Source organism: Gordonia sp. LMA484 (assembly GCF_058129505.1).
The window spans coordinates 3204379-3216943 of the sequence record NZ_CM176700.1; the positions used below are offsets into that span (position 1 = coordinate 3204379).

The 12565-nt window shown below is 60.7% G+C and carries 2 protein-coding genes and 4 rRNA genes; 1 reads left to right on the forward strand and 5 read right to left on the reverse strand.

Annotated elements, in window-relative coordinates; all coding sequences use genetic code 11:
- Window positions 1-99 precede the first annotated feature (99 nt).
- A complete protein-coding gene (locus AC4AMJ_RS14110) occupies window positions 100-963 on the forward strand; it encodes a universal stress protein (protein WP_489918333.1) in 864 nt (287 codons plus the stop codon).
- Between the two features lie 32 nt (window positions 964-995).
- Here AC4AMJ_RS14110 and mdlC read toward each other — a convergent pair whose 3' ends face one another.
- From mdlC to rrf (AC4AMJ_RS14135), 5 genes are all read right to left on the reverse strand, one after another.
- The gene (mdlC, locus tag AC4AMJ_RS14115) at window positions 996-2615 is read right to left on the reverse strand and encodes a benzoylformate decarboxylase (RefSeq protein ID WP_489918334.1); all 1620 of its coding nucleotides are present in this window, start codon (window positions 2613-2615) and stop codon (window positions 996-998) included.
- Window positions 2616-2875: 260 nt separating this feature from the next.
- A 5S ribosomal RNA gene (gene rrf, locus AC4AMJ_RS14120) occupies window positions 2876-2992 on the reverse strand.
- Window positions 2993-3160: 168 nt separating this feature from the next.
- Window positions 3161-6295: ribosomal RNA gene (locus AC4AMJ_RS14125) — 23S ribosomal RNA — on the reverse strand.
- 453 nt (window positions 6296-6748) lie between these two features.
- Window positions 6749-8269: ribosomal RNA gene (locus AC4AMJ_RS14130) — 16S ribosomal RNA — on the reverse strand.
- The 16S, 23S and 5S rRNA genes sit together here, the layout of an rRNA operon.
- A gap of 4132 nt (window positions 8270-12401) precedes the next feature.
- Window positions 12402-12518 (reverse strand): 5S ribosomal RNA (rrf, locus tag AC4AMJ_RS14135).
- Window positions 12519-12565: the final 47 nt, after the last annotated feature.

Here is a 12565-nt window from a genome sequence, read left to right on the forward strand (position 1 = left end):
CCGAGGCACCGCTGTCCACCGCGGCGAATGCGCCGAGTGCTGCTGCGGCGCACAGTGTTCTCACCGTAGGATTTCACGGGTCCACGATCGGAGTGCACGATGAAGTTGCTCGTTGCCTACCTGGCGACCCCCGGCGGGGAAGACGCCGTCGCGTTCGGCGCGTGCCTCGCGCGGACATTCGGCGCATCGCTGGACATATCGTTGGTCATCCCACCGGACCGGCCCGGCGCCTCGCCGAGCGAAGCGGACTTCGCGGAAGTCCTCGATGAAGCGGCCAAGCAGTGGATTGCCGATGCCGCCCAGCTTGTGCCCGCAGACGTGACCGCGGAGACCCACGTCGTCGTCGATGAGAACATCGCGAACGGCCTCATTCGCGAGATCGAACGGGTCGAGGCCACGTTGCTCGTGGTAGGCGGATCCGGTGGCGGCATCACCGGCCGGCATTCGCTCGGCACGGTGGTCAACGACATCCTGCATTCGTCTCCCGTCCCGGTTGCGCTCGCGCCGCGAGGGTTCAGCCACACCGGTCCGTCACGGATCAGCGAGATCACGACGGCGATCGGTAACAGACCGGGAGCCGAGATCCTGCTCGACACGGCTCTCGAGCTCAGTGCGCGTGGGGACCTGCCCCTCCGGCTGCTCTCCCTGGTGTCTCACGACGACATTCCCAAGAGCACCACCGACGAGGAGGCAGTTGCCCGCGCCGTGGAACTCGCCCGGCGATCGCTGGATACCGCCCACGCGCGGCTCCCCGACAAGACACAGATCAGTTCCACTGTCGCCGAGGGCCGCAACGTCGAAGACGCCGTGCGAACCGTCGAATGGAACGACGGCGACATCATCCTGGTCGGGTCCAGCAGACTCGCCGCCCCGGGCAGGCTGTTCCTCGGAACGACCGCTGCCAAGATGCTGCGTGTACTGGCGGTGCCCCTGATTGTGGTGCCGGCACCCAATCGCACCTGAAGCAGTCCTCTGATGACGACTGCCGAGCGAACTCAAAGCAACAGTGGCACAGCCGCGGTGATCGGCACCTCGATGAGTGTCGGGCCGGGCCGATCGCCGGCCGTCGCCACCTCGGCAGCGAGGGCATCGGGGGTCGCCGCCCGCACGCCGTGACACCCGTATGCCGTGGCCAGTGCTACGAAATCGATACCGGGAATGTCGAGACCGGGAACGCCAGGGGTCTGTTCCAAGGCCGCGAATGACTTGAGGATCGCATACTCGCCGTTTCGCGGAACAACGAACAAGATCGGCAGTTGGTGTTGTGCGGCAGTCCAGATCGATTGCACCGAGTACTGGAACGAACCATCGCCGATCACGGCCACCACCCGCCGGTGCCGCCCCGTATCCGCCTCGGCGAGAGCAATTCCCACACTCGCAGGCAGGTTCCAGCCCAATCCGCCGCTGGCGAATGTGTAGAACGAGTCCGGTTCGGTGATCGGCCACGCGGTATGCAACTCGGGTAAGTTCGACGGCGATTCCTCGACCAAGACAGTTGGTCCGTTGCACGCCTCGCGCAACGCCGCGAACAACTGCCCGGCGGTCATCACCTCCGCCGGCTCCCTGTGCTCTGCCGGCGGGTGAGGCGCCATCCGGTGAGCAAGCGGCCTGATCTCGGCGGGTTCACGTGGTGCCCTGCGCAATTGCGCTGTCAGCAGTTCGATGGCCAGTCCTGCGCTCGAGATCAGACTGTCACCGACCGGAGCACGTGCCGCCTCGGCCGGGTCGTCTGTGACGTGCAGCAGACGCAGACCATCCGGCAGGTAAGCGCCCGGAACGTATGGGTAGTACCGGAAGACGGGCGCACCGATCACCATTGCCAGGTCGTGGCCTCGCAGGAGATCCGCCAAGGGGCCCGTCGCAAACGGTAGGCCTCCCATGTAGAGGGAATGATCCTCAGGGAAGGGTGCCCGCTCGGACGCCGGAGCAGCCCATACCGGGCAACCGATTCTCTCGGCGAGCGTCACCGCGGCATCCCAGGCCATGTCGCGGGCCACCCCCGCGCCGAAAATCAACGCAGGTGATTGCGCCCGATCGATCGCTGCGGCGAAATCGCGCAGCCGCGACGGGTCCGGCGCCACCCGCCTGGCCACGTCACGCACGGTCGCCGGTCCTTTTGCCTCCTTCTCCCAGTCGTCGAGCGGCAACGACAGGAACACCGGTCCGGCAGGCGGTTGCACGGCGGTTGAGTACGCACGCATGAAGGCTGCGGGAACATCCTCGGCACGGACCGGCTGATACGACCACTTCACCCACGGCTTGGGAAGCAGCTCGGGCTCGACGTTCGTCAGCCACGGCTCGAGAAGCAACATCTCGCGCGTCTGCTGACCGGCAGTCACGATCAGAGGAGTGCGGTTCATCGATGCGGTGATCATGTTGCCCATCGCATTTCCCAAGCCGGCCGCGGTGTGCACATTCACCAAGGCCGGTTGACGGGTCCCCTGGGCGTAGCCGTCCGCGATCGCAATCGCCGATGCCTCCTGCAGTGCGAGCACAAACCGAAAATCGGACGGAAAGTCTTTCAGGAAGGTCTCTTCGGTGGAGCCGGGATTGCCGAATATCGTTGTCAGGCCGAGTTCTCGTAAAAGCTGATGGGTGGCAGTTCGCACGTTCATCAGGGCCTACCTCGTCTCGACGACCGATCGGTTTGGACTCCTCCTGACAATCCACGCTAGGCCATCGTGATCGACCTCTGGCCCGCAATGACGAGAACTGCGGCCGCGTAATCACACTCGACGGTGACCAAGCCTGCGAGCGAATGCCGAACGGGATTCTCGGTCGTGGTGTTCGAGTGGTCGCGGTGGTGTTGGTTGCGGTGGGTGGTGGGAATGCGCTGAGGCCCTTCGCGTGTGCGAAGGGCCTCAGGCTAGGTTGTGTTCGGCGGTGTCCTACTCTCCCACACTGGTTAGGGTGCAGTACCATTGGCGCTGGAGGGCTTAGCTTCCGGGTTCGGAATGGGACCGGGCGTTTCCCCTCCGCTATGGCCGCCGAAACATTGTGAAACACACGCAGTGTTTGTTTATCTTGTGTGAACCACCCTCAACCAATGGTTACCACTGGTTGAGGGGTTCACGAGGGGCGGAGCCCCCGTGCGTGTTGTTTCAGAAGTGTCATAGTGGATGCGAGCAGAGCTCTATCAGTACTTATCGGTGATAAGTGTTGTTGTAAGTCCTCGGCCGATTAGTACCAGTCACCTACACACATTGCTGTGCTTCCAGTTCTGGCCTATCAACCCCATGGTCTGTGGGGGGCCTTACCCCCTCGAGGGGGTGAGAAACCTCATCTTGGAACAGGCTTCCCGCTTAGATGCTTTCAGCGGTTATCCCTTCCGAACGTAGCTAACCAGCGATGCCCCTGGCGGGACAACTGGCACACCAGAGGTTCGTCCGTCCCGGTCCTCTCGTACTAGGGACAGGTTTCCTCAAGTTTCTGACGCGCGCGGCGGATAGAGACCGAACTGTCTCACGACGTTCTAAACCCAGCTCGCGTGCCGCTTTAATGGGCGAACAGCCCAACCCTTGGGACCTACTCCAGCCCCAGGATGCGACGAGCCGACATCGAGGTGCCAAACCATCCCGTCGATATGGACTCTTGGGGAAGATCAGCCTGTTATCCCCGGGGTACCTTTTATCCGTTGAGCGACACCACTTCCACACGTTGGTGCCGGATCACTAGTCCCGACTTTCGTCCCTGCTCGACATGTACGTCTCACAGTCAAGCTCCCTTGTGCACTTACACTCAACACCTGATTGCCAACCAGGCTGAGGGAACCTTTGGGCGCCTCCGTTACATTTTGGGAGGCAACCGCCCCAGTTAAACTACCCACCAGGCACTGTCCCTGAACCCGATCAGGGTCCGAGGTTAGAAGTCCAATACGATCAGAGTGGTATTTCAACAACGACTCCACAACCACTGGCGTGGCCGCTTCACAGTCTCCCACCTATCCTACACAAACCGAACCGAACACCAATACCAAGCTATAGTGAAGGTCCCGGGGTCTTTTCGTCCTGCCGCGCGTAACGAGCATCTTTACTCGTACTGCAATTTCGCCGAGTCTGTGGTTGAGACAGCAGAGAAGTCGTTACGCCATTCGTGCAGGTCGGAACTTACCCGACAAGGAATTTCGCTACCTTAGGATGGTTATAGTTACCACCGCCGTTTACTGGGGCTTAAATTCTCAGCTTCACACCCCGAAGGGCATTAACCGGTCCTCTTAACCTTCCAGCACCGGGCAGGCGTCAGTCCGTATACATCGTCTTACGACTTCGCACGGACCTGTGTTTTTAGTAAACAGTCGCTTCTCTCTGGTCTCTGCGACCCACACCAGCTCACGCCGCAAGGACGGTCACCGGGATGGGTCCCCCTTCTCCCGAAGTTACGGGGGCATTTTGCCGAGTTCCTTAACCACAGTTCTCTCGATCGCCTTAGTATTCTCTACCTGACCACCTGTGTTGGTTTGGGGTACGGGCCGTGTACCAACTCGCTAGAGGCTTTTCTCGGCAGCATAGGATCATGGATTTCGCCGCAACGGCTACGCATCACCTCTCAGGATATATGTGTGACGGATTTACCTACCACACTCCCTACAGGCTTACACCAGTATTACCACTGACTGGCCCCACTACCTTCCTGCGTCACCCCATCGCTTGCCTACTACCAGCCGAGGTCCCATGCAGCCCCATCCGGTCACCCGAAGGTGATCCATCTGGTTTTGGATGGTTAGTACAACTGATTCAGCATGGACGCCTGTACACGGGTACGGGAATATCAACCCGTTGTCCATCGACTACGCCTGTCGGCCTCGCCTTAGGTCCCGACTCACCCTGGGCGGATTAGCCTGGCCCAGGAACCCTTGGTCATCCGGCGGCAGAGTTTCTCACTCTGCTTTCGCTACTCATGCCTGCATTCTCACTCCCACACCCTCCACCACTAGCTCACGCTGTGGCTTCCAGGGATGCAGGACGCTCCCCTACCCACCCACACCACTGCTCCCCACCCCGCAAGGCGAAGAGAATGACTTGTGTGAGTGCCGCGGCTTCGGCGGTGTACTTGAGCCCCGCTACATTGTCGGCGCAGGATCACTTGACCAGTGAGCTATTACGCACTCTTTCAAGGGTGGCTGCTTCTAAGCCAACCTCCTGGTTGTCTTCGCGACCCCACATCCTTTTCCACTTAGTACACGCTTAGGGGCCTTAGCCGGCGATCTGGGCTGTTTCCCTCTCGACTACGAACCTTATCGCCCGCAGTCTCACTGCCACACTCTCACTTACCGGCATTCGGAGTTTGGCTGACGTCAGTAACCTAGTAGGGCCCATCGGCCATCCAGTAGCTCTACCTCCAGTAAGAAACATGTGACGCTGCACCTAAATGCATTTCGGGGAGAACCAGCTATCACGGAGTTTGATTGGCCTTTCACCCCTACCCACAACTCATCCCCTCCATTTTCAACTGAAGTGGGTTCGGGCCTCCACGACGTCTTACCGACGCTTCACCCTGGCCATGGGTAGATCACTCCGCTTCGGGTCTAGACCCGGCGACTCCACGCCCTATTCAGACTCGCTTTCGCTACGGCTACCCCACACGGGTTAACCTCGCCACCGAGCACTAACTCGCAGGCTCATTCTTCAAAAGGCACGCCATCACCCACAGCCGACCAAACGACTCGCAGGCTTTGACGGATTGTAAGCGTCCGGTTTCAGGTACTATTTCACTCCCCTCCCGGGGTACTTTTCACCTTTCCCTCACGGTACTAGTCCGCTATCGGTCACCAGGAAGTATTCAGGCTTACCGGGTGGTCCCGGCAGATTCACAGCAGATTCCACGAGCCCGCTGCTACTTGGGAGAACATCACGCAAGACCACAGGTTTTCAGCTACCGGACTCTCACCGACTACGGCAGACCATTCCAGGCCACTTCACCTAACCCACAGCTTTATCACTCACGCCCAGACAGGTAGATCTGAGAAGATGAACCCCACAACACCACACACACAACCCCTACCCGGTATCACATGCGCATGGTTTAGCCTCCTCCGCTTTCGCTCGCCACTACTCACGGAATCACAATTGTTTTCTCTTCCTATGGGTACTGAGATGTTTCACTTCCCCACGTTCCCCCCACACAGCCTATACATTCAGCTGGTGGTAACACGACATCACTCGTGCTGGGTTTCCCCATTCGGACACCCTCGGATCACAGCTCGTTTGACAACTCCCCGAGGACTATCGCGGCCTACCACGTCCTTCATCGGCTCCTGGTACCAAGGCATCCACCGAACGCCCTTAAACACTTACAACAACACCTACACCCACAGGGGCTCCGCCCCCCATGCACCCCCAACAGGAGACACACAAGGAACAACACCCCCCACGAATGTAGACATCACACAACAAACTCGAACAAAACACACAAACCAAAAACTATTGATTCAATATGCATTGCAAAATAAAGATGCTCGCATCCACTATGCACTTCTCAAACAACACACACCCACCACCCACACACCTCTGTATGCCCCACCACAGGACACCTCACCAAGGCTGCGCAATGACAGGCCCAGAAGAAACGTGTGTTCCCTCAGAACCCCGATAGTGTGCTGACAACGCCACCCACCTCACAGTGAACAGCCACCCACCCCACCAACCCAGACAGGCCGGCAGAACAGATCTGTTTGATGTTTCACCCTCGAACACACACCCACCGCACGGACACATGCCGGCAGAAATGGGTGATGTTGTGTGCTCCTTAGAAAGGAGGTGATCCAGCCGCACCTTCCGGTACGGCTACCTTGTTACGACTTCGTCCCAATCGCCGATCCCACCTTCGACGGCTCCCTCCACAAGGGTTAGGCCACCGGCTTCGGGTGTTACCGACTTTCATGACGTGACGGGCGGTGTGTACAAGGCCCGGGAACGTATTCACCGCAGCGTTGCTGATCTGCGATTACTAGCGACTCCGACTTCACGGGGTCGAGTTGCAGACCCCGATCCGAACTGAGACCGGCTTTAAGGGATTCGCTCCACCTCACGGTATCGCAGCCCTCTGTACCGGCCATTGTAGCATGTGTGAAGCCCTGGACATAAGGGGCATGATGACTTGACGTCATCCCCACCTTCCTCCGAGTTGACCCCGGCAGTCTCCTGCAAGTCCCCACCATCACGTGCTGGCAATACAGAACAAGGGTTGCGCTCGTTGCGGGACTTAACCCAACATCTCACGACACGAGCTGACGACAGCCATGCACCACCTGTACACCAACCACAAGGGAACAACCATCTCTGGCTGCGTCTGGTGTATGTCAAACCCAGGTAAGGTTCTTCGCGTTGCATCGAATTAATCCACATGCTCCGCCGCTTGTGCGGGCCCCCGTCAATTCCTTTGAGTTTTAGCCTTGCGGCCGTACTCCCCAGGCGGGGTACTTAATGCGTTAGCTACGGCACGGATCCCGTGAAAAGGAACCCACACCTAGTACCCACCGTTTACGGCGTGGACTACCAGGGTATCTAATCCTGTTCGCTACCCACGCTTTCGCTCCTCAGCGTCAGTTACTACCCAGAGACCCGCCTTCGCCACCGGTGTTCCTCCTGATATCTGCGCATTTCACCGCTACACCAGGAATTCCAGTCTCCCCTGTAGTACTCAAGTCTGCCCGTATCGCCTGCACGCCTGCAATTGAGTTGCAGAATTTCACAGACGACGCGACAAACCGCCTACGAGCTCTTTACGCCCAGTAATTCCGGACAACGCTCGCACCCTACGTATTACCGCGGCTGCTGGCACGTAGTTGGCCGGTGCTTCTTCTCCAGGTACCGTCACTCACGCTTCGTCCCTGGTGAAAGAGGTTTACAACCCGAAGGCCGTCATCCCTCACGCGGCGTCGCTGCATCAGGCTTGCGCCCATTGTGCAATATTCCCCACTGCTGCCTCCCGTAGGAGTCTGGGCCGTGTCTCAGTCCCAGTGTGGCCGATCACCCTCTCAGGTCGGCTACCCGTCGTCGCCTTGGTAGGCCATTACCCCACCAACAAGCTGATAGGCCGCGGGCCCATCCCACACCGCAAAAGCTTTCCACCACAGAACATGCATCCCATGGTCATATCCGGTATTAGACCCAGTTTCCCAGGCTTATCCCAGAGTGCAGGGCAGATCACCCACGTGTTACTCACCCGTTCGCCACTCGAGTACCCTGCAAGCAGGGCCTTTCCGTTCGACTTGCATGTGTTAAGCACGCCGCCAGCGTTCGTCCTGAGCCAGGATCAAACTCTCCATGAAAACCTATCGAAAAAGCCGGCGAACCAGCACTTTTCAACACAATCTCAGCCAGAGAGACAAAAACCTGACCAAACAAAAACTAGCAACACCCACCCACACGGGCAGGTGCCACAAAAAAATACATCTCATATCCAAAAAACTTGGACACACGATGCCAAACATGGCATCAAACAATCCATCAACACACTATCGAGTTCTCAAAGAACACACACCCACCAGCACCACCCTGTAACAGGGCGCTCACCAGCAAGCTTCACGTTCTGCTTCGAATCGCTGCCCGTCTCCGGCGCAACTCTTCCATCCTACCGAACACCCTGCGCGGCCGCAACTCTCAGCTACCAACCGAACAAGAACATCCAGACAACCCAAGACACCATCCACAGCACAAACAACAACCATGAACAACAACTCGGGACGGCCAACACGAAAACCCGGTCTCCACTCCCAGAACCAGCCTCTCGGCCTCCCAGGCGGCGCCGTGGCGCGCTGACTCGAAGAAAGTTACGCACCCCCACCGTCAAAAGCAAATCGCCTGGTCAAGGCCATATGTTCGCGCGTTTGTCTCGCACCTGCCGGCGGGATTCGAGACACAGGCAGTCCTGACGTGTCGCCCCTCCCGCAAATAGAGGGCGCCCGGTCCCCGCTGAGGTAACAGTCGGCGTAACGGGGCGCGCCGACTCCGCTGGCGGGTAGGTCACGAGGCGGTCCAGACAGCTCCGGAACACCCACGCGCTCAGGAAAATCGGCAGGTATTCCCGTGGTGCCCCGGGGTCCCGTGACCCGCGGCGTCGGCCGGCCCACAGAGAAGGGTTTCCCCCGTGCACTGACCACCCGCTCGAGGTGTCCCCCTCTCACTCCGTCATGGCCTCACCGATGAAGTCGGCAGCGTCCCATACAACGACAGCTCGTGAGCGCATGATCTCGGTCCACGTGCCCGATGGTGAGATCCATGCCCGGTCGGGTGTCCCCGACCAGTCCTGCCGACATCCCGCGAACGTCGTTCCGGCTCAACACTCTTCGCCCCGTTCGACGTCATGTTGAGGGTTGCAGCGGTCATGCGTCTGGCGGTCATGCCTTGCGGCGGCGCGGTCGCCCGTGAGTCTCCACAGCCAGGGAGCGCGGTCGCCACGTCCCAGCCCAACTGGATATCGCACCGGCGCGCGATGACACGGATCCTGCGACAGGACCGGGTCGCACGCGGTGGTGCAGCTTCTCGGACGCGCACGGCCCGTCGTTGTCCACGGCCGTCGTTGTCCACGGCCGTCGTTGTCCACGGCCGTCGTTGTCACAGTCCTCGCACCGACCCGTCGTGCCCTTACTGCCCGCACCGACCGTCGGCCGATATCGGCCATCGCACCGTCACATTGCACAGCTGAACGGTCGCCTGCGTGGAGTTCTCGCCTCGGGTCGGGGCAGCACGCCGTCACGACGAAGTCTGCTGCGCCGGTCAACGCGATCCAGGTCCACCACGATTCCGCGCGTCACCACCCGGTCGTGCTGACCGCGATCCATCGTTCGCGGCGGCGTCGACGGCGTCGACGATCCCCGATATGACAGATGCGCGGTTGACCATCCGCTCGAGACCGTTGGCCGCCGCGAGCTTGCGGGGAACGACTCGCCGTCCACGTTTGAGACCGTCACAAGTGGGGCCGGCCGACTTCCACACCCGCGCATCTCACCCACACGCCGGCCCGCCCGCACGTCACAGGCAGCCCTGCGCACAGCCTGTTCACCGCTCGGGCGACCCGGAAGAGGAGACGTCTGGCAGGTCTCGCTCCGGGCGCGTCCGCATGTGAGTCCGAGGCCCGTGTGCCGGTCATCATGGACCCCGCGTCGTCGGTGCCAGGTCGACAAATGGATGGGTACAGACGTTCGTGTCGGTGGAGTCCGTTTGTGTCGGTGGAGTCGTCCGTGCCGCCGGCACTCGCCGCACCCCACGCGAGCCGTGCGGACCGAGAACGATTGCTACCAGCCGGCCCGGCGCCCACACAGTTCCGTCCGCCGGTGTCGCAGGCCGGACCGCTTACGCAGGCAGTCCAGTACGGCCTCGGCGCCCAATCACAGGCGTCAACCGGCGACCTCGGCGGGTGAACTTCGGCAGGTGAACTTCGACAGGCTGACATACAGACAATCCGACTCGTGCCGACATCTGCGCCCTGCCACTGCCGCGATACCGCTACGGGGCACCTGCGGAGATTCGCTCTCCGCTGGCTACCCGTCGGCATCAGACATGAGTTGGACCTCCCGACGTCTATTCGTCGGCGTGGTGCTCGTCGGCGCTGTCGGGGGTGACGTCCTCGAACTCCAGGTAGTGGGTCGCTTCGGATTCAGTCGCTTGGTGAGTGTCCTTGGTGAGCCCATATGTCCGGAAGGAGACAGCCGTACCAAGAGCGACAGCGGTCCCGATCGCCGAGACTGTGCAGCGCTACCGGTGGATCGTCCAACATGTCGGGTCCGCTCCCACTGAAGGTGAGTCGACGGCGTTCATCGCGGTTGCCAACGGCAAGACCGACGCCGGCCACAACACCTGGACCGAGGATCTATTGGTGCAGAGATGGTCCGAGCCGACGGCGACGCGGTCGTCGCCCGCTGTTTCGAGCGAACTGGTGTGGACCACACTCACCGCACCAGCGGCGGTGGGGACTCGAGATCCTTGGCGTTGACACCTTCAGCTGAGTCGGTGTGCGTACGGCCGGTCGAGCGACCAGCACACTCGACACCCCCAGGGCGCTCGACGACACCGGTATCAGTGCACCGCACTTCTCGGGGTATCGAACGGGCGTTGGCCTCGATGCGAGTACCGCGACCACCAAGGCCAGCTGTCTCGCGCTTGCCACGATCACGTCAGCGCCGACCGGCCGGGCGCGGCACTGGTGCCCTACGACCTGACGACGTGGTTTCGAACCCGCGGAGGAACACCGGCTGCGTCAGGTCGGGATGAGTAAAGGACGTCGAGTCGACCCTCAGATCCCCCTCGGCTGTTGTTGGCGCGCAACAGCTTCCCACTCGACGTACAGGTCTTCGAGGGAAGCCGGGCGGAGACGAGGACTCTGATCCTGTCATCACGTGCTTCGCCGAGCGCCACGAGAGACGGCGGGTTTCAGTTGACCCGATCGCTGGGAACCGGCGCCCACCGGCGGGTGATGTGCACTACACATGGGCTCAGGGCCAATACGACAACCGCAACGTTGAGATCGAACGCGCCCGCCGCCGGTCCAACCACGCACAGAACCCCTGGCTTGAACAAGATTTTGTGAAGGTCGCCGGCCAGTCGGTCGAGCTCGACGACGAATCGATCGAACGCGCTCGTGCAGCGGCCGGATACAAGGGCTGCGCCACCACTGCTCACTCGGTGATGGACGGACACGCCAGTGTCGCGGCCCACCACGACGTGTGGAAGGTCGAACGCGCTCGACGAGGTCCGATCTGCAGCTCGCCCCGACCTTCACCGCACCTGCGATGCGATCGAAGCGCACCTGAGCATCGAGTTCGCCGCCGTCACCATCGCTCGCGACCTGCAGAACGTCACCAGCACGTTGAACAAGAAAGTGTAGACCTGCGCCTGATATCACCGTCATCGTTCGAACGTCGACTGCCCCACTCACCGCCCGCACCCCGCTGGAATACACCGACACGATCATCGCCACGCACTGAACAGATCCAACTCAGGCCAGGCTCGCCGAGACGCCGTCGGCTGGGGTCTGGAACCCATGGTCGCGCTCGAAACGTCTGCAGTGCTGGCTCCAGTAGTGAGTTGTGGTAAGAAATCGCGCCACATTGCCTACGGCCCATGGGATTTCGGCGTCAGCGACCTGAGCGGCCGGTACTCGACAGCAATCTGTCCCGCGGTAGCAAATCACACTCACTGACGAACACACCGTTGTGCCGGTAGACCGATCAGATGCCCGCTCGGGCAGACACCAACCGAGAACACATCCCCGTTCGGCCAGTCTCACCAACCGCGCAGTGGCCGCTTCCATGAATGACGCGTGCGGCCAACTCCGCGAGCCAGGACATAAGCAACGCTGCCCTCGCCGATTGTTTGGGTCGAGGCTGGTGTTTGTTGGTTGCGGTGGGTGGTGGGAATGCGCTGAGGCCCTTCGCGTGTGCGAAGGGCCTCAGGCTAGGTTGTGTTCGGCGGTGTCCTACTCTCCCACACTGGTTAGGGTGCAGTACCATTGGCGCTGGAGGGCTTAGCTTCCGGGTTCGGAATGGGACCGGGCGTTTCCCCTCCGCTATGGCCGCCGAAACATTGTGAAACACACGCAGTGTTTGTTTATCTTGTGTGAACCACCC